This is a genomic window from Maritimibacter fusiformis (assembly GCF_008086115.1).
GTDB classification, from domain to species: domain Bacteria; phylum Pseudomonadota; class Alphaproteobacteria; order Rhodobacterales; family Rhodobacteraceae; genus Muriiphilus; species Muriiphilus fusiformis.
Window position 1 is genome coordinate 107,686 of the sequence record NZ_VSIY01000001.1, and the last position, 22,066, is coordinate 129,751.

The window sequence follows — 22,066 nt, forward strand, 5'->3', positions numbered from 1 at the left end:
CTGAGGGGACAGCATGAACGAAATCCGCGCAATCCAGAACCAGGGCGACGCGGCCGGCGAAGACGCCGCCGACGTGATGCCGCACAACATCGAGGCCGAGCAGCAGTTGCTCGGCGCGATCCTGACCAACAACGACGTCTATGACCGGGTGGCCCAGATCATCCGGCCCGAGCATTTCTATGATCCGGTGCATGGCCGCATCTACCAGATCGCGGAAGAGCGGATAACCGCCAACATGCTGGCGTCGCCGGTGACGCTCAAGGCCTACATGGCCGATGACGAGGGGTTGAAAAGCCTCGGCGGCGCGGCCTACCTGGCACGGCTGGCGGGTGCCGCGATCTCGTCCTTCGCGGCGCGTGACTATGCCCAGATGGTCTATGAGATGCATGTGCGCCGCCAGCTCATGCATCTTGGCGCCGACATTTCCGCCAAGGCCGCCAAGATGGAGGCCAAGGGCGACCCGAAAGAGCAGATCACCGAGGCTGAACAGGCGCTCTACAAGCTGGCCGAGACCGGCAGCGCCACCACCGGGTTCCAGAGCTTTCTGACCGCCGTGACCGATGCGGTGCGGGTTGCCAACGCGGCCCAACAGCGCGGCGGCGGGCTGGCGGGGATTTCGACCGGGCTGACCGATCTCGACAAGAAGCTGGGCGGGCTGCATCCCTCCGACCTTCTGATCCTCGCCGGGCGCCCTTCGATGGGCAAGACCTCGCTGGCCACCAACATCGCCTTCAACATGGCGCGCGCCTACAAGCGCGGCAAGCGGCCCGATGGCAGCGAAGGGGCGATCAACGGCGGCGTGGTCGGGTTCTTCTCGCTCGAGATGTCCGCCGAGCAGCTTGCCACGCGGATCCTGTCGGAAGCCTCCGAGGTTCCCTCCGAGCAGATCCGGCGCGGCGACATGACCGAGGGCGAGTTCCGCCGCTTCATCGACGCCGCCAAGGCGCTGGAGGCCTGCCCGCTCTATATCGACGACACGCCGGCGCTGCCGATCAGCCAGTTGGCCGCCCGCGCGCGCCGCCTGAAACGCGAACACGGGCTGGATGCGATCTTTGTCGACTACCTGCAGCTTGTCCGCCCCGCCACCGCCAAGGACAGCCGGGTGAACGAGGTGTCTGAGATCACCCAGGGCCTGAAGGCCATCGCCAAGGAACTCGACGTGCCGGTGGTGGCACTGAGCCAGTTGTCGCGCCAGGTCGAGAACCGCGAGGACAAGCGCCCGCAATTGTCCGACCTGCGCGAATCCGGCTCGATCGAGCAGGACGCCGACGTGGTGATGTTCGTGTTCCGCGAGGAATACTATGCCGAACGCGAACAGCCCTCCGAGGACAAGCTCGAGGAAATGGCCGCCTGGCAGGACCGGATGGAGCGGCTGCACGGCAAGGCCGAGGTCATCATCGGCAAGCAGCGCCACGGCCCGATCGGCAACGTCGAACTCAGCTTCGAAGGCCGCTTCACCCGCTTCGGAAACCTCGTGAAATCCTGGCAGCAGGGCGACGGGTTCTGAGCATGCGGGCGGGCAAACATGGCAAAACGCCGCCCCTAGGGGCGGCGTCCCTGTTCTCTATCAGTCTGGAGCCGCTTCAGAAGCTCTGGTAGCAGGCAACCGCCCGTCCACCCAGCCCCGCGACGATGCCGATCACGTGCATCTGCCCGTTGGGCGACACCTGCGTCACCTCGGTTCCCTCGACATCGATCATTACCCGCTCGCCAGCGGCCAGTCGGGCCTCGATGTCGGCAAGCAGCGCGGGATTGTCGACGTAAGCGATCAGGCCGAATCCACCAGGCAGTTCGCAAGTGGCCGTGTAGGTGATCGGCTTGTCATTCGGCGCCTCGCTCGAGCCTTCGTATTTGGGCGGCTCGTTACCGTTGCCGGGTGGCCCGTCCCCGTCTCCGGGCGGAATGCCCTGAGCCATCGCGGCACCGGCGAGCATTGCCAGAACCGCCGCCTATTTGAAGGTGTTTTTCATGTCTTCCTCCGTTCTGTTCTGCCATGCTCTCTGCATTGGCGTGTCGATCTCTCGACGCGCCAATTGTTTCATTTTTCGTGGTTTCTGTCATTGATCCGGATCAGAACCAGATCAACGTCACCCCCCCAAAAATGCCAAGGCCCGAAGCTGACCGGGCCTTGGCATGCCACGGTTCGCAAGCGCGGCAAACGTGACTTGCCACCGCGTCCCCTGGCGGGTTCAGAATGTCTGGTAACAAACCACCGGACGCCCGCCCGGCCCGTCGACCACGGCGATCACCCGCATCTGGCCGTCGGGCGAGACGCCGGTCACGCTGGTCCCCTCGACATCCGCCATCACCGCCTCTCCGGCGTTCAGGCGAGTGCGGATCAGGTTGGCAAGCCGGGCACTTTCGGGAAAGGCCATCAGGCCGAAACCGCCTTCGGTTTCACAAGTCGCGGTCAAGTCCAACGGCGTGTCGTTGGGCGCTTGTGGAACGACCAGGATCTTTTCGCACTCCTTTTCGCCCTCCTTGCATTGCGGCGCCTCGATGCCGGCTGCCGACGCAATGGCGCCGATGCTGGCAAAGGTCGCAAATGTGGCGGAAAACTTGAGAATGTTCATCATAACCCCTCACTTTCAAACATGGCCCCCGCAATGTGCGCGGGCCGGACACCCATCCCCAAGCTCTCAAAATAGCATAATTCGTCGCAAATTTCACCGTTCTTGACCCGACCGCGCTGCGCGCGCCCGGCGCGGCGGTGAGCGAATGGCAAAAGGGCGCGGAGTTTCCTCCGCGCCCCCGACAATGAATTCAGGCTCGGATCAGCGCGTGAGCTTCCACAGACCCGGCACCACCAGCGCCGCCAGCACCAGTTTCAGCGCGTCGCCGATTAGGAAGTTGGTCATGCCATACTGCATCACCCAAGCCGCGCCCTTGTCGGCCAGGAACAGGTAAGCCATCCACGACAGCCCGAAAGCATAGATCACCCCGGTGCCCACCAGCATCGCCCCGGCCATGCCGGTGACGGTCTTGTCCCAACCGCGCCGGGCCAGGAGGCCCATCACGCCGGCCGCGACCGCGAAGCCCACGAGATAGCCGCCGGTCGGTCCCGCGAAATAGGCCAGCCCCGCATTCTCGCCCGAGAACACCGCAAAACCCGCGGCCCCCAGCACCAGCCAGCCCACCAGCGTGGCAAGCCCAAGGCGCGTGCCGTAGGCCGCGCCGATGGTCAGCACCGCGAAGGTCTGCATCGTCACCGGCACCGGCCACATCGGCACCCGGATGTTCGAGGCCACGACCAGCGCCACGATCCCGGCCACGACCAGCCCGACCTGTTTCGCGCGCAGTCCGGCGCCGGTTGTCGGCCCGAAGCTCTCGCCCAGCACCCTGTTCATCGTGATCGCCATGGGTATCTCCCTGTGAATGTTCACCGTTGAAAGGTGTTTTGCCGCAGCCCCGACGCATGTGCAAGCGTGTTGACGCGAAACCGCCCCAGAACTCGTGCGGGCTTTGCAAAACCCACGATGGTATTCTGCGAACCTGCGAAGACCGCCCGGATTTGCAAAAGCCGTGCCTAAATTCTGGTCAGATCCGAGATCGCCACGTAGTCCTTGCGCGGCCCCTTGACCTTCCAGATGACCCGCCAGTCGGGCCAGCGGGTGAAATTGTAGGTCACCTCGTAGGTGTCGGGCATGCAGTCGTGCCAGTCGCGCGCCACCCGCACCCCGCCCGTGATCCGGTGAAACCAGCGCCCGTCGGTGAAATAGACCCCGATCCCGTCGCCATCGTGCCGCCACAGGTAGTCGCGCGACGCCGCCAGCGTCGCCTCGAACGGCAGCCGCAGCTCGCCGGTCTCGCGATAGGCCAGCCCGACGCCGTCCGGGGTAAAGCGGGCAACGCCGTCGAACAGCCCGGTGGTGCCGGCCCATTCGTCCTCGATCCGCCGGGCGATGCGCCACTGGCCCTCGAATTCGCTCAACTGCGGCATGACCCCGCCTTGTTCCTGTCCCGAGGTGAGGATATGACGCCCGCGACCGCGCCACAAACCGAAAGGCCCGCCGATGATCCCCCGCTATGCCCGCCCCGAGATGACCCAGGTCTGGGAGCCCGCCACCAAGTTCCGCATCTGGTACGAGATCGAGGCCCACGCCTGCGACGCCATGGCCGAGCTTGGGGTGATCCCGAAAGCCAATGCCGAGGCGGTCTGGAAGGCGCGCGACGTGGAGTTCGACGTGGCCCGGATCGACGAGATCGAGGCCGTCACCAAGCATGACGTGATCGCCTTTCTCACCCACCTGGCCGAACATATCGGCGCCGATGACGCGCGCTTCGTGCACCAGGGCATGACCTCGTCGGACGTGCTCGACACCACCTTCAACCTGCAACTGGTGCGCGCCGCCGACATCCTGCTGGCCGACATGGACAAGCTGCTGGCGGCCCTCAAGAAACGAGCCTACGAGCACAAGGACACGGTGCGCATCGGGCGCTCGCACGGTATCCATGCCGAGCCGACCACGATGGGCCTGACCTTCGCGCGTTTCTATGCCGAGATGGACCGGAACAAGAACCGTCTGGAAAAGGCTCGTTGGGAGATTGCCACCGGCGCGATCTCGGGCGCGGTCGGCACCTTCGCCAATATCGACCCCTTCGTCGAGGAACACGTCTGCGCCCAGCTTGGCCTGCGGCCAGAGCCGATCTCGACCCAGGTGATCCCGCGCGACCGCCACGCGATGTTCTTCGCCACGCTGGGGGTGATCGCAAGCTCGATCGAGAACGTCGCCACCGAGATCCGCCACATGCAGCGCACCGAGGTGCTGGAGGCCGAGGAGTTCTTCTCGGCCGGGCAAAAGGGCTCGTCCGCGATGCCGCACAAGCGCAACCCGGTCCTGACCGAGAACCTGACCGGCCTTGCGCGCCTCGTGCGCATGGCGGTGGTGCCGGCGATGGAGAACGTGGCGCTCTGGCACGAGCGCGACATCTCGCATTCCTCGGTCGAACGCGGCATCGGGCCGGATGCCACCATCACGCTCGATTTCGCGCTGAACCGCCTGGCCGGCGTGATCGAGAAACTGGTGGTCTATCCCGACAACATGCTGGCCAACATGAACAAGTTCCGGGGCCTCGTGATGAGCCAGCGGGTGCTTCTGGCGCTGACCCAGGCGGGCGTGTCGCGCGAGGACGCCTACCGTCTGGTGCAGCGCAACGCCATGAAGGTCTGGGAGCAAGGCAAGGATTTCAAGACCGAGCTTCTGGCCGATCCCGAGGTCACGGCCGCCCTGACCCCTGCCGAAATCGAAGAGAAATTCGACCTCGGCTATCACACCAAACACGTCGACACGATCTTTCGCCGGGTGTTCGGCGAGGGCTGAACGGCGCACATTCGGCGGACAGGCGATTCTGTGCTATGATTGCGGCTCCTAACAAGGGAGACACGCGATGAAAGGCATCTCGATCCTGCTCGCGGCGCTTCTGGCGGTGCTGCCCGCGGCGGCATTCGCGCGCCAATGCAGCCACGAAACCGCGAACCGCTGCGAAGCCGGGTTCATCTGGGACGAAACCAGCGCCACCTGCGTCGAAATCGTCACCGGCTAGCCCCGGGTTAGCGCCCTGTTAACACCTCTCTGCCAGTCTGCCCGAAGGGGGACCGGACCGGAGGGATGATGTGACGACGGCGCTTGCGACGATCGGTGAAGATGCGGCCGGGCGGCACGGCGCCGCCGGCGGCCCGCCCACCGCCGCGATCCGCAACCTCAGCCGCCGGCAGAAGGCCGCGATCATCGTGCGGCTGCTTTTGGCCGAGGGCGTGAAACTGCCGCTTGCCGACCTGCCCGAGGCGTTGCAGGGCGAACTGGCGCAGCAGATGGCGACCATGCGCTTCGTCGACCGCGCCACGCTGCGCGCCGTGGTGGCCGAGTTCGTGTCCGAAATCGAGGATGTCGGCCTCAGCTTTCCCGCCGGGCTCGAAGGCGCGCTCAGCGTGCTCGACGGCACCATCAGCGCCAGCACCGCCGCGCGCATCCGCAAGGCACGCGGGGTGGAGTTCACCGGCGATCCCTGGGCCACCATCGCGGGGCTCGACCCCGACCTGTTGATGCCGGTGCTCGAAAACGAAAGCACCGAGGTGGCCGCCGTTCTGCTGTCCAAGCTCAAGGTCGCCACCGCGGCCTCGCTGCTTGGCCGCCTGCCCGGCCCGCGCGCCCGGCGCGTCGCCTACGCGGTGTCGCTGACCGGCACGATCTCGCCCGACATGGTCGCGCGGATCGGTCGTGCGCTCCTGGCCGAGCTTGAGGCGCAGCCGCCGCGCGCTTTTGCCGACGGGCCGGTGGAACGGGTCGGCGCGATCCTCAATTTCTCGCCCGCCGCCACCCGCGACGAGGTGCTGACCGGGCTGGACGAAGACGACCGCGGCTTTGCCGAAGAGGTGCGGCGCGCGATCTTCACCTTCGCCAACATCCCCGCCCGCATCGACCCGCGCGACGTGCCCAAAATCGCCCGCGACACCGACCAGGCCACCCTGATCACCGCGCTGGCGGGGGCCACCGGCGACCTCGCCCCGGCGGCCGAGTTCATCCTCGGCGCGATGTCCAAACGCATGGCCGACCAGTTGCGCGACGAGATCGAGACGCTGGGCACGGTCAAACCCAGGGACGCCGAGGCCGCCATGAACGCCGTCATCGCCACGATCCGCGAACTCGAAGCCGCCGGGGAGATCCTGCTGATCACCGAAGAGGAGGACTGAACAGACAACACCGCCACCGACCCCGAAGGTGCCCAGTGAAGCCTATCCGCGCCCGATCACTCGGCGGCCTTCGCGGTCGGGGTGCCGCCCGACCGGAACTCGGCCAGAAGCTCGTCGCGGCGCTTCGCGGCGGCCTCGGCATTGGCCGCCTTGACCGGCCCGAAGCCCCGGATCTGCAGCGGCAATTCGGCCAGCGCCACCGCCGCGCCCTGCGAGGCCGGGCTGTAGCCCGCCAGCACCTCCTCCATGTCGGCCTCGTATTGCCGGATCAACTCGCGCTCCAGCTTGCGGTCGTGCGAGCGCGCGAACGGATCGAACATCGTGCCGCGCAGCCCCTTGAAACGGGCCAGCCAGTTGGTCGCCGTCAGCATCCACGGGCCGAATTCGCGCTTGATCGGGCGTCCGTCCGGGCCGATCTTCTCGATGATCGGCGGGGCCATGTGGAAGGTGAACTTGAGGTCGCCGTCGAACTCCTCGCGCGCCTTGGCCTCGGTCGTGCGCATCAGCCGCGCGACCTCGTATTCATCCTTGTAGGCCAGCACCTTGTGATAGCCCAGCGCCAGCGCCTCGCGCATCGCCGCGTCCGGCGCGCGCTCGACCAGCTTGCGGTAGCGTTTGGCCAGCCGCTTGTTCTGGTAGGCCGTCAGGTGATCGGCGCGAAACGCGATACGCTCATCCAGCGTTTTCGGCTTGTCGGCCACGTCGCCGGTGATGTGGCGCTGCGCCTCGTCGGGGTAGAGCGCGGCCCAGCGGCCAAGCTCGAAAGCGCGTTTGTTTCTCTCGACCGCCTGGCCGTTCAACTCGATGGCGCGCATCAGCGCCGCATGGCTCAGCGGCACGAAGCCCTTCTGCCAGGCCGCCCCCAGCACCATCATGTTCGAATAGATCGAATCGCCTAGCAGGACCGTGGCCAGTTCGGTCGCGTCGATCAGCATCAGCCGGTCCGTCAGCCGCGCCTCGAGCGCCAGCGCCAGGCGGTCGCCGGGGATGGTGAACTCGGTGTCGCGGGTGAAATCGCCGGTCACGGTCTCGTGGCTGTCGACCACGCCGCCGGTGCGCCCGGTCTTCATCAGGCCCAGCGTCTTGGCGCCAGCCGACACCACCAGCTCGCCGCCGATCAGCGCGTCGCATTCGCCGGTGGCCACGCGGATCGCGGAGATGTCCTCGGGCTTTTCCGCAATCCGCAGATGCACCGTGACCGCGCCGCCTTTCTGCGCCAGCCCCGCCATTTCCATCATGCCCGCGCCCTTGCCGTCGATATGGGCGGCCTGGGCCATGATCGCGCCGATGGTGACGACGCCGGTGCCGCCGACGCCGGTGATGACGCTGTTGTGGGTGCCGTCGATCGCCGGAAGCTCGGGTTCGGGCACGTCCGGCAACGCGATCTCGGCGGCGGCCTGCTTGCGGATCTGCGCGCCCTCGACGGTGACGAAGCTGGGGCAGAAGCCCTTGACGCAGGAAAAATCCTTGTTGCAGGACGATTGGTCAATGGCGCGTTTGCGGCCAAGTTCGGTTTCCACCGGCACGATCGAGACGCAGTTCGACTGCACGCCGCAATCGCCGCAGCCCTCGCAGATGTCGGTGTTGATGAACACCCGCTTGTCGGGGTCGGGGAAGGTGCCGCGCTTGCGCCGGCGGCGTTTCTCGGCGGCACAGGTCTGCACGTAGAGCAGCACGGTCACGCCGGGAATGTCGCGCAACTCCTTCTCGACCGTCATCAGGTCATCGCGGGTGCGCGTCTCGACCTCGCGCGGGAAGGCGGCAAGGTCCACGTCTTCCTTGGGGTCATAGACCATGACCACCTTTTTCACCCCGGCCGCGACCATCTCGCGCGCGATGCGCGGGGCGTCCAGCGCGCCCTCGTTGGGCTGGCCGCCGGTCATCGCCACTGCGTCGTTGTAGAGGATCTTGTAGGTGATGTTGGTGCCCGCGGCGATGGCGGCGCGAATCGCCAGGTAGCCCGAGTGGTTATAGGTGCCGTCGCCCAGGTTCTGAAACACGTGCGGGCGGGTCGAGAACGGCGCCTCGCCGATCCAGTTTGCGCCCTCGGCCCCCATATGGGTAAAGCCGGTGGTCTCGCGGTCCATCCACTGCACCATGTAATGACAGCCGATCCCGGCATAGCCGCGCGAACCATCGGGCAGCTTGGTCGAGGTGTTGTGCGGGCAGCCCGAGCAGAAATAGGGCAGGCGCGCGGCGATTTCCTCGGCGTTGTCGGCCTTCTTGGCCTCGCGCACAGCGCCCAGCCCGGCCTTGATGCCATCGGTGACGCGGCCTTCCTCGAGAAAGATCTCGCCCAGCTTCTCGGCGATCCACATCGGGTCGAGCGCGCCGCGTGTCGGAAACAGCTCCTCGCGGTGCATCCCGCCGGCGCCGCCCTTGTACCAGCCATAGACGCGCCGTCCCTGCCGGTCGTCGAAGATCGCCTCCTTGATCTGCACCTCGATCAGCTTGCGCTTTTCCTCGATCACCACGATCAGGTCGAGCCCCTCGGCCCAGGCGTGAAACCCCTTCATGTCGAGCGGGAAGGTCTGGCCGATCTTGTAGGTGGTCAGCCCCAGCCGCTCGGCCTCGGCCTCGTCGATGTTCAGAAGGCGCAGCGCGTGCACGAGGTCGAGCCAGTTCTTGCCCGCCGCGACAAGGCCGATCCTGGCGCCGGGTTTGCCCCAGACGCGCTTGTCCATCTTGTTGGCATGCGAAAACGCCTCGGCGGCAAAGCGTTTGTAGTCGATCATCCGCGCTTCCTGCGCATGCGGCGTGTCGCCAAGGCGGATGTTCAGCCCGCCCTCGGGCATGGTGAAATCCTCGGGCATGATCAATTTCAGGCGGTCCGGGCGGCCATCGACCACGGCGGTCGCCTCGATCGTGTCCTTCATGGTCTTGAGACCGACCCACAGCCCGGAAAACCGGCTGAGCGCCCAGCCGTAGATGCCGAAATCGAGGATCTCCTGAACCCCCGCAGGCGAGACCACCGGCATGTAAGCGTCGATCAGCGCCCATTCCGACTGGTGCAGCACCGTCGAGCTTTCGCCGGTGTGGTCGTCGCCCATCGCCAGCAGCACACCGCCATGGCGCGAGGTGCCGGCCATGTTGGCATGGCGCAGCGCGTCGCCGGAGCGGTCGACCCCCGGCCCCTTGCCATACCAGAGGCCAAAAACGCCGTCATACTTGCCTTCGCCGCGCAACTCGGCCTGTTGCGCACCCCAGAGCGCGGTGGCGGCGAGGTCTTCGTTCAGACCGGGCTGGAACAGCACGTCGGAGGCCGCCAGTTCCTTTTTCGCCCGCGTCATCCAGATGTCGACCGCGCCCAAGGGCGAGCCGCGATAGCCGGTGACATAGCCCGCCGTATTCAGCCCGGCGGCGCGGTCGCGGGCCTTTTGCATCAGCATCAGCCGCACCAGCGCCTGGGTGCCATTGAGCAGCACCGGGCTCTTGTCCAGATCGAACCGGTCATGCAGGGAGATATCCTGGCGGGTCATCGCGCTCCTCCGATCTACGATTGGCCTCGTGTCATAATAGGTCAAAAAAGCTGACCTGTAAAAGGATATCCCGGCGCGCGCGGCGGTAGCTTTTCACATCCGCTTGAGGGTAAGGATATGCGCGGTCGTGATTGGCAAGGGTTCGAGAATTACACCATGGATTGGGACAAGCTCAGAATATTTCACGCTGTGGCCGACGCCGGCAGCCTGACCCATGCCGGCGAAACGCTGAACCTCAGCCAATCGGCGGTATCGCGCCAGATTCGTTCGCTCGAGGAAAGCCTGAACGCCACCCTGTTCCACCGTCATGCGCGCGGACTGATTCTCACCGAGCAGGGCGAGCTTCTGTTCGACGCAAGCCGGGCGATGTCACAGCGGCTCGAGGCCGCCGAGGCGCGCATTCGCGATTCAAAGGAAGAGATCTTCGGCGAGCTGCGCGTCACCACCACCACCGGCTTCGGCTCGCTCTGGCTGGCGCCGCGCCTGCCCAAGCTCTATGCCCAGCATCCCGACCTCAAGATCGACCTGATGCTCGAGGAACGCGTGCTCGACCTGCCGATGCGCGAGGCCGACGTGGCCATCCGCATGAAGGAACCCAGCCAGGCCGACCTGATCCGCAAGCGCCTGATGAGCGTCAACATGCGCCTTTATGCCATGCCCGCCTATCTCGACGAACACGGGCGTCCCTCGACCATGGCCGATCTTGCCCAGCACCGGCTGATCTGCATGAACACCACCTCGACCCAGGTCAGCGCCGGGTCGAGCTTCACCCAGGAAATCCTGACCCACGACATCCAGTCGATGCTGACGGTGAACAACTATTTCGGGGTGTTGCAGGCGGTTCTGAACGGGTTGGGCATCGGTGTCCTGCCCGACTACGTGGTGCAGGATTTTCCCGAGCTCGAGCGCGTGCTGCCACAGGATGAATCGATCGAGATCCCGGTGTTCCTGGCCTATCCCGAGGAATTGCGGCACTCCAAACGGGTGGCGGCGTTCCGCGATTTCGTCACCGAGGAAATCTTCGAGTTCCGCAAGAAGATGCAGCGGCTGGGGCTGCGCTGACCCGGGCGCTCAGCCATGCGTGTGGCGCATAGCCGCATTGCAGCAATTTCACTTGAACCAGCGGCCCCCGCCTCTTAATTCAGGGTCAAAGGCGGCCCGGAGGAAACTTCGAGCGTCTTTTACCTCCCTGTTGGACTTAGGCCGGGCCTTGTGCCCGGCTTTTTTTTGGCCGCGCGCCACAAGGCCGTTTGCCGCAGGATCGCATTCATGTATCGTTATTCCGGCATATCAGGGAGGGTTGCATGACGTGGATCATCCGTCTGTTGGCGCTTGTCGGGGTTCTCGCGCTTGGCGCCGGTCTCTGGATCGGACCGGACCTGTGGCGCTACAAGACGGCGCTGGACGGGTTCGACGATCAGGCCTGGGCGACCTACAAGGGCCTTGCCGATCGGCTGGCCGACACCGGCAACGCCGCCGCCGCGACGGTCTGGACCGTCAAGGTCGCCGACGGGCTGAGCTTTGAAGAGGTCGACGAGTCGATCAAGGCTGTGGCGATCGACCGCAACATCCGCGGCGTCGGCGAACTGCCTCTGGGCGACCAGGTCGCCGCGATGAACGGCACGCCTTGGCGCAAGCTCAACATCTATCTCTATTGCAACCCGCTGACCGCGGCCCGGATGATCGAGCATCACATCGCCTATGCCGCCTACCTGCCCTGCCGGGTGTCACTGGTCGAGGATGCGGCGGGCGATCTGTGGATAACCTCGCTCGACATGGACATGATGATCCACGGCGGCCGCGAATTGCCGCCCGAACTCAAGGCCGAGGCGCTGGCGGTCAAGGACATCATCCTCGACATCATGAACCGCGCTGCCGAAGGCGATTTCTGAGCGCCACGCCGCACCCAAAGCCCCTTTCCCCTGCCCGTCCCTTCCCGTATGACACCGGCCAAGGACGACAGTGCTGGGGAAAGGCCGTCATGCAGGAACCCGAAATCACCGAAGACCTAATCGCCGCCCACGGCATCAGCCCGGACGAATACGCCAACATCCTGCGCATCCTGAACCGCCCGCCGAACTTCACCGAACTTGGCATCTTCTCGGCGATGTGGAACGAGCATTGTTCCTACAAATCCTCGAAAAGGTGGCTGCGCACCCTGCCGACCGAGGGGCCGCAGGTGATCTGCGGGCCGGGCGAGAATGCCGGCATCGTCGATATCGGCGACGGCCAGGCGGTGGTGTTCAAGATGGAAAGCCACAACCACCCCTCCTACATCGAGCCCTACCAGGGCGCGGCCACCGGCGTCGGCGGCATCCTGCGCGATGTCTTCACCATGGGCGCGCGCCCGGTCGCGGCGATGAACTCGCTGTCGTTCGGCGAAGTCACCCACCCCAAAACCAAGCGCCTCGTGCACGGCGTGGTCGAGGGCATCGGCGGTTACGGCAACTGCTTCGGCGTGCCCACCATCGGTGGCGAGGTCCGCTTTCACCGGGCCTATAACGGCAACTGCCTGGTCAACGCCTTCGCCGCCGGGATCGTTGACACCGACAAGATCTTCTATTCGGCGGCCTCGGGCGTCGGGATGCCGGTGGTCTATCTTGGGGCCAAGACCGGACGCGACGGCGTCGGCGGCGCCACCATGGCCAGCGCCGAATTCGACGACACCATCGAGGAAAAGCGCCCGACCGTGCAGGTCGGCGACCCGTTCACCGAAAAGCGCCTGATGGAGGCGACGCTGGAGCTGATGGCCACCGGCGCCGTGATCTCGATCCAGGACATGGGCGCGGCCGGCCTGACCTGTTCGGCGGTCGAGATGGGCGACAAGGGCGAGCTTGGCATCCGCCTCGACCTCGACAGCGTGCCGCAGCGCGAAGACAACATGACCGCCTACGAGATGATGCTGTCGGAAAGCCAGGAGCGGATGCTCATGGTGCTGCGCCCGGAAAAAGAGGCCGAGGCCCGCGCGGTGTTCGAGAAATGGGATCTCGACTTCGCCATCGTCGGCGAGACCCTGCCCGAAGACCGCTTCGTGATCATGCACCAGGGCGAATGCCGCGCCGACCTGCCCTTGCGCGCCCTCTCCGGCAACGCCCCGGAATATGACCGGCCCTGGGTGCCCACGCCCGAACCCGCGCCGCTGGGCGAAGTGCCCGGAATCGACCCGATCGACGGGCTAAAGGCGCTGATCTCCTCGCCCAACTACGCGGCGAAACAATGGGTCTACGAACAATACGACCACATGGTCATGGCCGACACGATCCGCACCCCGGGCCTCGGTGCGGGCGTGATCCGGGTGCATGGCACGAAAAAGGCGCTGGCCTTCACCTCGGACGTGACGCCGCGCTACGTGCAGGCCAACCCGGCGCGGGGCGGCATGCAGGCGGTGGCCGAGGCCTACCGCAACCTCACCGCCGTGGGGGCAACCCCGCTTGCCACCACCGACAACCTCAATTTCGGCAACCCCGAGAAGCCCGAGATCATGGGCCAGTTCGTCGGCGCGATCAAAGGCATCGGCGCGGCGGTCGCGGCACTCGACATGCCGATCGTGTCGGGCAACGTCTCGCTCTACAACGAAACCGACGGGTCCGCGATCCTGCCCACGCCCACCATCGGCGCGGTCGGGCTGATCAACGACTACGAGACCGACATGATCGACGGCACCGCCCGCGAAGGCCACGTCGCGCTGGTGGTCGGGGAAAGCCACGGCCATCTCGGTCAGTCCGCCCTGCTGGCCGAGGTTTTCCACCGCGAAGAGGGCGATGCGCCGCCCGTCGACCTCGCCGCCGAACGGCGCAACGGCGAGTTCATCCGCGCCAACCACAAGTTCATCAAGGCCTGCACCGACCTGTCGGACGGCGGCCTTGCGCTGGCCGCCTTCGAGATGGCCGAGGCGGGCGGCGTCGGCGTGCATCTCGACGCCGACGACATGGCCACTCTCTTTGGCGAGGACCAGGCGCGCTACCTTATCGCCTGCAATTTCGACGAGGCCGAGGCGCTGATGGTCGCCGCCGGCCGCGCCCATGTGCCGATTGCCAGCGTCGGCCGCTTCACCGGCGACAGCGTGAGATTCGGCGCGTCCGAAGCGCCGCTGGACGAGCTGGCGAGGATCTTCCGCACCAGCTTCGAAGCCACCGCGACCTGACCCTTCATCCTGGCCGCAAAACTACGGGGGTCGTTCAGTTTGCCTGCAAGCTGAACGTGAGGGGCAGAGCCCCTCGGGCATGGCGGCTGCGCCCCGCGCGGCGCCGGGCCGATTTCCCCTTGCCGCGCCCCCGGCTTTGCGCCATCCAGACCGCATGGCGACGATCCCGGATTTTGCCCCCGATTGCGGTGTCTGCGCGGCGCTCTGCTGCCTGGCGCTGTCGTTCGACGCGGGCGAGGATTTCGCCATCGACAAGCCCGCCGGCCTGCCCTGCCCCAACCTCGAGGCCGATTTCGGCTGCGCGCTCTATGATCGTCTTGCCGACGCAGGCTTTGCCGGCTGCACCCGCTACGATTGCCACGGCGCCGGGCAGCGGGTGGTGCAGGAGGTGTTCGACGGCGCCAACTGGCGCGACCAGCCGGCCCTGGCCGAGCCGATGATTGCCGCCTTCGCGGCGATGCGAAAGGTGCACGAGGGGCTCGAGCTTCTGCTCGCCGCCGGTCGGCTCGACCTGCCCGACGATCTCGAGGAAGAGCGCGAGGCGCTGATCGAGGCACACGCCCCCGAGGGCGGCTGGGACGAGGCGACGCTGGCACGGTTCCTCGCGGACGGAACGCCGGCCCGGCTGGCCGCCTTCCTGCCCCGGCTGCGCGCCCATGTGTGACCTCTCCCCCCTTGCAGCCCCCGCGCCCCGGCTTTACATCTGCCGGGACTGACAGGCATTGGGGGACCGCGCGCATGGCTATTGAAGGACAGGAAATCGAAGACCTCATACGCGAGGCCTTTCCCGATGCGAAAATCACCATCACCGACCTGGCCGGCGACGGCAATCACTGGGCCGCCGAGGTGATCGACGCCAGTTTCAAGGACATGAACCGGGTGCAGCAGCAACGCGCTGTCTATGCCGCCCTCAAGGGCAAGATGGACGGCAAGCACGGCGAATTGCACGCACTGGCGCTGACCACCAAGGCCCCCGACTGACAGACGAGAACAAGATAGGACATTGCTATGAACGCGCAGGACACGATCAAGGAAACCGTCACCTCGAATGACGTGGTGCTCTACATGAAAGGCACCAAGGAAATGCCGCAATGCGGGTTTTCGTCCCGCGTCGCCGGCGTTCTGAATTTCATGGGGGTCGAGTTCACCGATGTGAACGTTCTGGCCGACGACGCGATCCGCCAGGGCATCAAGGACTATTCCGACTGGCCGACCATCCCGCAGCTCTACGTCAAGGGCGAGTTCGTTGGCGGCTCGGACATCATCACCGAGATGACGCTGTCGGGCGAGCTGGACAAGCTGTTCGACGACAAGGGCATCGGCTATTCCAAGGAAGCCGCCGAAAAGATCCGCGAAGCCAACGGCTGAGGCGGCCGGTCTTTTTGACCCGGGACCGCGCGCGCGGGTCCGTGCGCACCCTGCTCCGGGCCAGACCGGGGCCGCTGCTCGATACGGTTTGCACCGTCCCGGGTTCCGTGGCACGTAGCCATGAGACCCATAGCTCACGAGGCCCATGATGACCGCCGCCGCCCCGCAAGACGCCCTGAACCGCCTTCTGGCGGAAAACGACTGGCTGATGGCGGACGGGGCCACCGGCACCACGCTGTTCAACATGGGGCTGACCTCGGGCGAGGCGCCGGAGTTGTGGAACGTCGAGCATCCGGACCGTATCCGCGCGCTCTATCAGGGGGCAGTCGATGCGGGGTCGGACATCTTCCTGACGAACTCGTTCGGCGGCACCGCCGCCCGGCTGAAACTGCACGACGCGCAGAACCGGGTCGGTGAGCTGAACCGCATCGCCGCCGAGATCGGCCGCGAGGTTGCCGACAAGGCCGGGCGCGTGGTGGTCGTGGCCGGGTCGGTGGGGCCGACCGGCGAGATCATGCAGCCGATGGGGCCGCTGACCTTCGAGGGGGCGGTGGAACTGTTTCACGAGCAGGCCGAGGCGCTCAAGGCCGGCGGGGCCGACGTGCTCTGGGTCGAGACGATCTCGTCGCCCGACGAATACAAGGCCGCCGCAAGGGCAGCGGAACTGGCCGACATGCCCTGGTGCGGCACCATGAGTTTCGACACCGCCGGACGCACCATGATGGGCGTGACCTCGGCCGACCTGGCCGCCCTGGTCGAGACCCTGCCCAACCCGCCGATCGGCTTTGGCGCCAATTGCGGCGTCGGGGCCTCGGACCTGCTGCGCACCATCCTGGGCTTTGCCGCCTCGGGGACGGAACGCCCGATCATCGCCAAGGGCAACGCCGGCATCCCGAAATTCGTGCATGGCCACATCCATTACGACGGCACCCCGCCGTTGATGGCCGACTACGCGGTGCTGGCGCGCGACTGCGGCGCGCGCATCATCGGCGGCTGCTGCGGCACCACCACCGAGCATCTGGCGGCGATGCGCGAGGCGCTGGAAACCCGCCCGACCGGAAAGGTGCGCCCAACGCTGGACGAGATCGCGGCCAAGCTGGGCGCGTTTTCCTCGGCCTCGGACGGCACCGGCGGGGCCACCGGCCGCCAGCGCGTGCGCCGCGGCCGCCGGCGCGGCTGACGCCCTTTCAACGAATTGTGCGCCTGCGGCGCGCTCTGTTCTGGTGGGGGCAAGCCCCCACGGGTGAGTATTTGCCACCAAGATGAAGCGCAGATGCAGCGCGTTCATGTTTGAAATGAGAATTATTCGCTCATCCTGGGCGGCATCAGCCGCTATAGGTCGTCCTGAGCCCCGGCCATGTCGCAAATCGGACAGTCGGGTTGCGACATTCCGGCACATGCTGGGGCAAATCCACCGTGGCCACAGGCGGCCCCGAAGACGAGGACATCGGCGATGGCGGACGACGACGAAGAGATCATCCTGGCGGACCTCGACGACGAAGAACTCGTGTTGCAGATGCAGGACGACCTGTATGACGGCATGAAGGAAGAAATCGAGGAAGGCACGCGCATCCTGCTCGAACGCGGCTGGGCGCCCTACAAGGTGCTGACCGAGGCGCTGGTGTCGGGCATGAAGGTGGTGGGCGACGACTTCCGCGATGGCATCCTGTTCGTCCCCGAGGTTCTGCTGGCCGCCGGCGCGATGAAGGGCGGCATGGCGATCCTCAAGCCGCTTCTGGCCGAAACCGGCGCGCCGACCATCGGGCGCATCGTGATCGGGACCGTCAAGGGCGACATCCACGACATCGGACAGAACCTTGTCACCATGATGATGGAAGGCGCCGGGTTCGAGGTGAAGAACATCGGCATCAACAACCCGGTGGAGGCCTATATCGAGGCGCTGGAGGAGTTCGACGCCGATTTCCTCGGCATGTCCGCGCTTCTGACCACCACCATGCCCTACATGAAGGTGGTGATCGACACACTGGTCGCCGAGGGCAAGCGCGACAAGTATATCGTGCTGGTCGGCGGCGCCCCCCTGAACGAGGAATTCGGCCGCGCCATCGGGGCGGATGCCTATTGCCGCGACGCCGCCGTCGCGGTCGAGACCGCCAAGGAATTCATGCACCGCAAGCACAACCGGATGGCGGCGGGCTGATCCCGTCATGTCCGGCGCGCGGCGGCTGTTTCTGTGGCTGTTGGCGGCGCTATCGGCGGCAGCGGCGATCTGGGTTCTGGTGGCCGCGATGCGGGCCGAGGCGCTGAGCGGACAGGTGTTTTTTGCCGTCCTGCCGCTGCTCATGCTGTTCTCGATCGCCTGGCGCGGCCTGTCGGACAAGGACGACTGAGCCTTGCCGCGCCCCGGGCCCGCCCCCATCTGGGGTAGACAGGAGGAGATCATGCCGCTCGACAAGTTCGTTCTGATCCTTGTGATCGTGATCGGCGCCGCCGGCGTGACGGTCTGGCTGGGCACGATGATCGCGGCCTCGATGCAGCTTCCCTTCGGCTGGCTGGTGTTCCTGCCAGCCGCACTCGTTGCCTATGTCGTCTGGCGGGTGATCGCCGAGCGGCTGGCGAACCGTGACGACGATCATTACGACGGAATCGAAAAATGATGCTGACGACGACGGATACGGTGCCCGGGCGCGAATTCGAGGTGCTGGGCCTGGTGCGCGGCTCGACCGTGCGCGCCAAGCACATCGGCTCGGACATCGTGGCGGGCCTGCGCAACCTGGTTGGCGGCGAGGTCAAGGAATACGCCGCCCTGATGGCGGGGGCGCGCGAACAGGCGCTGGACCGGATGAAGGCCGAGGCCGAGAAGCTGGGGGCCGACGCGGTGATCGCGCTCAGGTTCGAGACCTCGACGATCACCCAGGGCGCGTCCGAAATCCTCGCCTACGGCACCGCTGTCCGGTTGCGATGATCGCCGGTGATGCAAGACCCGTCGCGCCGCCGACCGACGCCGTTCTGACCGACGAGGGATTGACCGCGACCGGGGCCGCCAACCCCGCGGGCCGGGTGCTGGTGATCGGCTGCGGCGCCTTGGCGCGCGAGATCCTGGCCCTGATCCGGGCCAACGGCATGGCGCATGTCGACCTGACCTGCCTGCCCGCGATCCTGCACAACCGCCCCGAACGCATCGCCCCGGCGCTGGAGGCTGCGATCCTCGGTCAAGGCGCCGGCTATGACAGCATCTTCGTGGCCTATGCCGATTGCGGCTCGGGCGGCGAGATCGCCAAGGTCTGCGCCCGGCACGGTGCGGAAATGATCGAAGGCCCGCATTGCTACAGCTTTTTCGAGGGAAACGCCCGCTTTGCCGAGACCGGCGAGGTGACATCCTTCTACCTGACCGATTTCCTGACCCGGCAATTCGACGCCTTCGTGATCAAGCCGCTTGGCCTCGACCGGCACCCGCAATTGCGCGACCTCTATTTCGGCAATTACGAGAAACTGGTCTACCTCGCCCAGACCGACGACCCGGCCCTGGATGCCCGCGCCGAGGCCGCCGCCAATCGCCTCGGGCTGGCCTATGAGCGCCGGTTCACCGGCTTTGGCGATCTGGCCGCCGCGATGGCCGGGCTGCCCGGGCGATGATCCGCCCGGCAACGGGCCGCGCGCCGGTCGGTTTCACGCTTGCCCCGGTGTCCCGCCACAGGCTATCAAACGCCGGATGACGAAGGCCTTGCAGGGAAGGAAACCGTGATGACGCGTCGCGTGGTTGTAACCGGACTCGGGATGGTGTCGCCGTTGGCGGATGGCGTCGAGGAGAGCTGGAAGCGGATTCTCGACGGACAGTCCGGCGCCGGGCCGATCACCAAGTTCGACGCCTCGCGCGTGGTCACCACCTATGCCGCCGAAGTGCCCTGGGGCGACGGCAGCGACGGCACCTTCAACCCCGACGCCTACATGGAGCCGAAGGACCGGCGCAAGGTCGACGACTTCATCCTCTACGGCATGGCCGCCGCCGACCAGGCGGTGCGCGACGCGAACTGGATGCCCGAGGGCGAAGAGGACCGGTTGCGCACCGGGGTGATGATCGGATCGGGCATCGGCGGCTTGAACTCCATCGCCGATACCGCTGTTCTCATTCAGGAAAAGGGGCCGCGGCGGGTGTCGCCGTTCTTCATCCCCGGCTCGCTGATCAACCTGGCCTCGGGGCAGGTGTCGATCCGCTATGGCTTCAAGGGGCCGAACCACGCGGTGGTCACCGCCTGCTCCACCGGCGCGCATGCTATTGGGGATGCGGCCCGGCTGATCATGCTCGACGATGCCGACGTGATGATCGCGGGCGGCGCCGAGGCGGCGATTTCCGAGATCGGCATCGCGGGCTTCAACGCCTGCAAGGCGCTGTCGACCAAGCGCGGCAACGCCCCGGAAACCGCCTCGCGCCCCTATGACGAGGACCGCGACGGCTTTGTCATGGGCGAAGGCGCGGGCGTGGTGGTGCTGGAGGAATACGAGCACGCAAAGGCCCGGGGCGCGCATATCTATGCCGAGATCCTGGGCTATGGCCTGTCGGGCGACGCCTATCACATCACCGCCCCCAGCGAGGATGGCGAGGGCGGCGAACGCGCCATGCGCGCGGCCCTGAAACGCGCCGGGCTGACGCCGGACAAGGTCGATTACATCAACGCGCATGGCACCTCGACCATGGCCGACGTGATCGAACTGGCCGCGGTCGAGCGGGTGCTGGGCGACCACGCGAAGAACGCCACCATGTCCTCGACCAAGTCCTCCATCGGCCACCTTCTGGGGGCCGCCGGCGCGGTCGAGGCGATCTTCTCGATCCTGGCGATCCGCGACCAGGTTGCGCCGCCGACCATCAACCTCGACAACCCGGCGGTGACGCCGAAGCTGTCGCTGGCGGCCAACGCCAAGGAGGAACGCAAGATCGACGTCGCGATGTCCAACTCGTTCGGTTTCGGGGGCACCAACGCCTCGCTGGTGATCGGCAAGGCTCCCGCCTGATGTGGCGCAACATCGCCTCCACGGCACTGTCGCTCATGGTCATCGTGCTGATCGTGATCGGCGGTCTGGTGGCCTGGGGCCAGCGCCAATACAGCGACCCCGGCCCGCTCGAAGCCGCGATCTGCCTGAAGGTGGAATCCGGCTCGACCTTCCGGCGCGTTGCCGACACGCTGGCGGAACAGAACGCGGTCACCTCGGCGGCGATCTTCCGCATCGGCGCCGATTACGCCGGCAAGACGCCACAGCTCAAGGCCGGATCGTTCCTGGTGCCCGCAGGCGCCTCGATGGCCGAGATCGCGGATATCGTCACCCGCGGCGGAGCCTCGACCTGCGGCACCGAGATCGTCTATCGCATCGGCGTCACCGCCTCGGACATCCAGGTGCGCGAGCTTGATCCCGCCACCGAGCGTTTCGTCACCCGGGTCGAGTTCGCCCCCGATGCCGAGACCATCCCGGCCGACTATCTGCGCCTGCGCGACGAGGCCGATACGCGGTTCCGCATCGCGGTGGCCGAGGGCACGACAAGCTGGCAGATCGTCGAGGCGCTGCGCGGCATCGACGTGTTGTCGGGCGAAATCGCCGAGGTGCCGCCCGAGGGCAGGCTGGCGCCGTTCAGCTACGAGGTCCGGCCGGGCGACGCGCGCGAGGACGTGATCGCGCGCATGCTGGCCACCCAGGACGCGCGCTTGGCCGAAGCATGGGCCAACCGCGCCGACGGCCTGCCCTACGAAACGCCCGAAGAGGCGCTGATCATGGCCTCGATCGTCGAGAAGGAAACCGGCGTGCCGGAAGAGCGTGACACGGTCGCCTCGGTGTTCATCAACCGGCTGGAGCGCGGCATGCGGCTGCAGACCGACCCGACGGTGATCTACGGCATCACCAAGGGCCAGGGCGCGCTGGGACGCGGGTTACGCCAGAGCGAGTTGCGCAACGAGACCCCTTACAACACCTACGTGATCGACGGCCTGCCGCCGACCCCGATCGCCAACCCCGGCATCGCATCCCTGAATGCCGCGCTGAACCCGGCGACCACCGACTATATCTTCTTCGTCGCCGACGGCTCGGGCGGGCACGCCTTTGCCGCCACCCTGGAAGAGCACAACCGAAACGTGGCGCGCTGGCGCGAGATCGAGGCCGGTCGGGACAACTGACCGGCCCGACCGGGCTTCAGCTTGGCGGAAATACTCTCGCCGAAGGCAAGAAAAACCCTGCGCCGCACGGGCTGCAAGGGCCGGGGTTTGAGTATTTGGACCAGGGTCTATTCCAGCTCAGGTCCTGAGCGGTTTCATTTTGCGGGATCTGAGCAGGATCTGAGCAGGATCTTGTAGAGGTCGTTTTCGCGGTTGTTGACGCGGTATTCGGTTTCCTTGAGGAAGGTCGGAAAGCTGGTTCTGCGCAGCCCGTTGAACTTGGCGT

General features: G+C 66.2%; 23 protein-coding genes. 18 read left to right on the forward strand and 5 right to left on the reverse strand.

What is annotated here, in order from left to right; all coding sequences use genetic code 11:
* Positions 1 to 13: 13 nt before the first annotated feature.
* Positions 14 to 1,507: a replicative DNA helicase gene (locus FVF75_RS00555; RefSeq protein ID WP_148375794.1), complete on the forward strand. Its 1,494-nt coding sequence runs from the start codon at positions 14 to 16 to the stop codon at positions 1,505 to 1,507.
* 76 nt (positions 1,508 to 1,583) lie between these two features.
* On the opposite strand, the gene FVF75_RS00560 is transcribed toward FVF75_RS00555, so the two are convergent.
* The 4 genes from FVF75_RS00560 to FVF75_RS00575 all read right to left on the reverse strand — a co-directional run bounded on the left by FVF75_RS00560 (position 1,584) and on the right by FVF75_RS00575 (position 3,940).
* Positions 1,584 to 1,934 carry a hypothetical protein gene (locus tag FVF75_RS00560; RefSeq protein WP_148375795.1) on the reverse strand — a complete coding sequence of 117 codons (351 nt, stop codon included), beginning with the start codon at positions 1,932 to 1,934 and terminating at the stop codon, positions 1,584 to 1,586.
* A gap of 255 nt (positions 1,935 to 2,189) precedes the next feature.
* A complete protein-coding gene (locus FVF75_RS00565; RefSeq protein ID WP_148375796.1) occupies positions 2,190 to 2,573 on the reverse strand; it encodes a hypothetical protein in 384 nt (127 codons plus the stop codon).
* A 201-nt stretch (positions 2,574 to 2,774) separates the two neighbouring features.
* Positions 2,775 to 3,359 carry a biotin transporter BioY gene (locus tag FVF75_RS00570; RefSeq protein ID WP_148375797.1) on the reverse strand — a complete coding sequence of 195 codons (585 nt, stop codon included), beginning with the start codon at positions 3,357 to 3,359 and terminating at the stop codon, positions 2,775 to 2,777.
* A gap of 167 nt (positions 3,360 to 3,526) precedes the next feature.
* Positions 3,527 to 3,940 carry a DUF6314 family protein gene (locus FVF75_RS00575; protein ID WP_148375798.1) on the reverse strand — a complete coding sequence of 138 codons (414 nt, stop codon included), beginning with the start codon at positions 3,938 to 3,940 and terminating at the stop codon, positions 3,527 to 3,529.
* Between the two features lie 73 nt (positions 3,941 to 4,013).
* Here FVF75_RS00575 and purB point away from each other — a divergent pair, with 73 nt between their 5' ends.
* The 3 genes from purB (at position 4,014) to FVF75_RS00585 (ending at position 6,691) form a co-directional block, all read left to right on the forward strand.
* Positions 4,014 to 5,321: an adenylosuccinate lyase gene (gene purB, locus FVF75_RS00580; RefSeq protein ID WP_148375799.1), complete on the forward strand. Its 1,308-nt coding sequence runs from the start codon at positions 4,014 to 4,016 to the stop codon at positions 5,319 to 5,321.
* 67 nt (positions 5,322 to 5,388) lie between these two features.
* The gene (locus FVF75_RS17455) at positions 5,389 to 5,544 is read left to right on the forward strand and encodes a hypothetical protein (RefSeq protein ID WP_166126904.1); all 156 of its coding nucleotides are present in this window, start codon (positions 5,389 to 5,391) and stop codon (positions 5,542 to 5,544) included.
* A gap of 70 nt (positions 5,545 to 5,614) precedes the next feature.
* Positions 5,615 to 6,691 (forward strand): flagellar motor switch protein FliG, encoded by a 1,077-nt coding sequence (locus tag FVF75_RS00585; RefSeq protein ID WP_318278341.1) that lies wholly within the window; start codon positions 5,615 to 5,617, stop codon positions 6,689 to 6,691.
* Positions 6,692 to 6,747: 56 nt separating this feature from the next.
* On the opposite strand, the gene FVF75_RS00590 is transcribed toward FVF75_RS00585, so the two are convergent.
* The gene (locus tag FVF75_RS00590; RefSeq protein WP_148375800.1) at positions 6,748 to 10,170 is read right to left on the reverse strand and encodes an indolepyruvate ferredoxin oxidoreductase family protein; all 3,423 of its coding nucleotides are present in this window, start codon (positions 10,168 to 10,170) and stop codon (positions 6,748 to 6,750) included.
* A 156-nt stretch (positions 10,171 to 10,326) separates the two neighbouring features.
* Between FVF75_RS00590 and FVF75_RS00595 the strand changes: the two genes are divergently transcribed.
* From FVF75_RS00595 to mltG, 14 genes are all read left to right on the forward strand, one after another.
* Positions 10,327 to 11,232: a LysR family transcriptional regulator gene (locus FVF75_RS00595; RefSeq protein WP_148375820.1), complete on the forward strand. Its 906-nt coding sequence runs from the start codon at positions 10,327 to 10,329 to the stop codon at positions 11,230 to 11,232.
* A gap of 242 nt (positions 11,233 to 11,474) precedes the next feature.
* On the forward strand, positions 11,475 to 12,062 hold the full coding sequence (locus FVF75_RS00600; RefSeq protein ID WP_148375801.1) for a DUF302 domain-containing protein: 588 nt from the start codon (positions 11,475 to 11,477) through the stop codon (positions 12,060 to 12,062).
* 89 nt (positions 12,063 to 12,151) lie between these two features.
* Entirely contained in the window at positions 12,152 to 14,314 is a 2,163-nt protein-coding gene (purL, locus tag FVF75_RS00605) for a phosphoribosylformylglycinamidine synthase subunit PurL (protein ID WP_148375802.1), read from the forward strand.
* Positions 14,315 to 14,468: 154 nt separating this feature from the next.
* Positions 14,469 to 14,978: a hypothetical protein gene (locus FVF75_RS00610; RefSeq protein ID WP_148375803.1), complete on the forward strand. Its 510-nt coding sequence runs from the start codon at positions 14,469 to 14,471 to the stop codon at positions 14,976 to 14,978.
* 74 nt (positions 14,979 to 15,052) lie between these two features.
* A complete protein-coding gene (locus FVF75_RS00615) occupies positions 15,053 to 15,295 on the forward strand; it encodes a BolA/IbaG family iron-sulfur metabolism protein (RefSeq protein WP_148375804.1) in 243 nt (80 codons plus the stop codon).
* Positions 15,296 to 15,322: 27 nt separating this feature from the next.
* A complete protein-coding gene (gene grxD / locus FVF75_RS00620) occupies positions 15,323 to 15,682 on the forward strand; it encodes a Grx4 family monothiol glutaredoxin (protein ID WP_148375805.1) in 360 nt (119 codons plus the stop codon).
* Positions 15,683 to 15,830: 148 nt separating this feature from the next.
* Entirely contained in the window at positions 15,831 to 16,862 is a 1,032-nt protein-coding gene (gene bmt / locus FVF75_RS00625) for a betaine--homocysteine S-methyltransferase (RefSeq protein ID WP_148375806.1), read from the forward strand.
* 273 nt (positions 16,863 to 17,135) lie between these two features.
* Complete coding sequence (locus FVF75_RS00630; protein ID WP_148375807.1) at positions 17,136 to 17,840, forward strand: corrinoid protein; 705 nt, start codon at positions 17,136 to 17,138, stop codon at positions 17,838 to 17,840.
* 7 nt (positions 17,841 to 17,847) lie between these two features.
* Complete coding sequence (locus tag FVF75_RS00635) at positions 17,848 to 18,030, forward strand: hypothetical protein (protein ID WP_148375808.1); 183 nt, start codon at positions 17,848 to 17,850, stop codon at positions 18,028 to 18,030.
* A gap of 51 nt (positions 18,031 to 18,081) precedes the next feature.
* Positions 18,082 to 18,297 carry a hypothetical protein gene (locus FVF75_RS00640; RefSeq protein ID WP_148375809.1) on the forward strand — a complete coding sequence of 72 codons (216 nt, stop codon included), beginning with the start codon at positions 18,082 to 18,084 and terminating at the stop codon, positions 18,295 to 18,297.
* Positions 18,297 to 18,605 carry a YbjQ family protein gene (locus FVF75_RS00645; protein ID WP_425463217.1) on the forward strand — a complete coding sequence of 103 codons (309 nt, stop codon included), beginning with the start codon at positions 18,297 to 18,299 and terminating at the stop codon, positions 18,603 to 18,605. The genes FVF75_RS00640 and FVF75_RS00645 overlap by 1 nt, the downstream gene beginning before the upstream one ends.
* Positions 18,602 to 19,276, forward strand: a complete 675-nt coding sequence (locus FVF75_RS00650; protein WP_148375811.1) for a DUF1638 domain-containing protein — start codon at positions 18,602 to 18,604, stop codon at positions 19,274 to 19,276. Before FVF75_RS00645 ends, FVF75_RS00650 begins: the two co-directional genes overlap by 4 nt.
* 108 nt (positions 19,277 to 19,384) lie before the next feature.
* A complete protein-coding gene (gene fabF, locus FVF75_RS00655; protein ID WP_148375812.1) occupies positions 19,385 to 20,650 on the forward strand; it encodes a beta-ketoacyl-ACP synthase II in 1,266 nt (421 codons plus the stop codon).
* Positions 20,650 to 21,801, forward strand: coding sequence for an endolytic transglycosylase MltG (mltG, locus tag FVF75_RS00660; RefSeq protein WP_148375813.1), 1,152 nt, complete (start codon positions 20,650 to 20,652; stop codon positions 21,799 to 21,801). The genes fabF and mltG overlap by 1 nt, the downstream gene beginning before the upstream one ends.
* The last annotated feature ends 265 nt before the right edge of the window (positions 21,802 to 22,066 follow it).

Coding starts and splice junctions, on each gene's coding strand:
- purL (WP_148375802.1), top strand. CDS start 12,152: ATGCAGGAACCCGAAATCACCGAAGACCTAATCGCCGCCCACGGCATC.
- FVF75_RS00610 (WP_148375803.1), top strand. CDS start 14,469: ATGGCGACGATCCCGGATTTTGCCCCCGATTGCGGTGTCTGCGCGGCG.
- FVF75_RS00590 (WP_148375800.1), bottom strand. CDS start 10,170: ATGACCCGCCAGGATATCTCCCTGCATGACCGGTTCGATCTGGACAAG.
- FVF75_RS00600 (WP_148375801.1), top strand. CDS start 11,475: ATGACGTGGATCATCCGTCTGTTGGCGCTTGTCGGGGTTCTCGCGCTT.
- bmt (WP_148375806.1), top strand. CDS start 15,831: ATGACCGCCGCCGCCCCGCAAGACGCCCTGAACCGCCTTCTGGCGGAA.
- FVF75_RS00615 (WP_148375804.1), top strand. CDS start 15,053: ATGGCTATTGAAGGACAGGAAATCGAAGACCTCATACGCGAGGCCTTT.
- fabF (WP_148375812.1), top strand. CDS start 19,385: ATGACGCGTCGCGTGGTTGTAACCGGACTCGGGATGGTGTCGCCGTTG.
- FVF75_RS00575 (WP_148375798.1), bottom strand. CDS start 3,940: ATGCCGCAGTTGAGCGAATTCGAGGGCCAGTGGCGCATCGCCCGGCGG.
- FVF75_RS00555 (WP_148375794.1), top strand. CDS start 14: ATGAACGAAATCCGCGCAATCCAGAACCAGGGCGACGCGGCCGGCGAA.
- FVF75_RS17455 (WP_166126904.1), top strand. CDS start 5,389: ATGAAAGGCATCTCGATCCTGCTCGCGGCGCTTCTGGCGGTGCTGCCC.
- FVF75_RS00640 (WP_148375809.1), top strand. CDS start 18,082: ATGCCGCTCGACAAGTTCGTTCTGATCCTTGTGATCGTGATCGGCGCC.
- FVF75_RS00565 (WP_148375796.1), bottom strand. CDS start 2,573: ATGAACATTCTCAAGTTTTCCGCCACATTTGCGACCTTTGCCAGCATC.
- FVF75_RS00635 (WP_148375808.1), top strand. CDS start 17,848: ATGTCCGGCGCGCGGCGGCTGTTTCTGTGGCTGTTGGCGGCGCTATCG.
- FVF75_RS00595 (WP_148375820.1), top strand. CDS start 10,327: ATGGATTGGGACAAGCTCAGAATATTTCACGCTGTGGCCGACGCCGGC.
- FVF75_RS00645 (WP_425463217.1), top strand. CDS start 18,297: ATGCTGACGACGACGGATACGGTGCCCGGGCGCGAATTCGAGGTGCTG.
- FVF75_RS00560 (WP_148375795.1), bottom strand. CDS start 1,934: ATGCTCGCCGGTGCCGCGATGGCTCAGGGCATTCCGCCCGGAGACGGG.
- mltG (WP_148375813.1), top strand. CDS start 20,650: ATGTGGCGCAACATCGCCTCCACGGCACTGTCGCTCATGGTCATCGTG.
- FVF75_RS00650 (WP_148375811.1), top strand. CDS start 18,602: ATGATCGCCGGTGATGCAAGACCCGTCGCGCCGCCGACCGACGCCGTT.
- FVF75_RS00630 (WP_148375807.1), top strand. CDS start 17,136: ATGGCGGACGACGACGAAGAGATCATCCTGGCGGACCTCGACGACGAA.
- purB (WP_148375799.1), top strand. CDS start 4,014: ATGATCCCCCGCTATGCCCGCCCCGAGATGACCCAGGTCTGGGAGCCC.
- FVF75_RS00570 (WP_148375797.1), bottom strand. CDS start 3,359: ATGGCGATCACGATGAACAGGGTGCTGGGCGAGAGCTTCGGGCCGACA.
- grxD (WP_148375805.1), top strand. CDS start 15,323: ATGAACGCGCAGGACACGATCAAGGAAACCGTCACCTCGAATGACGTG.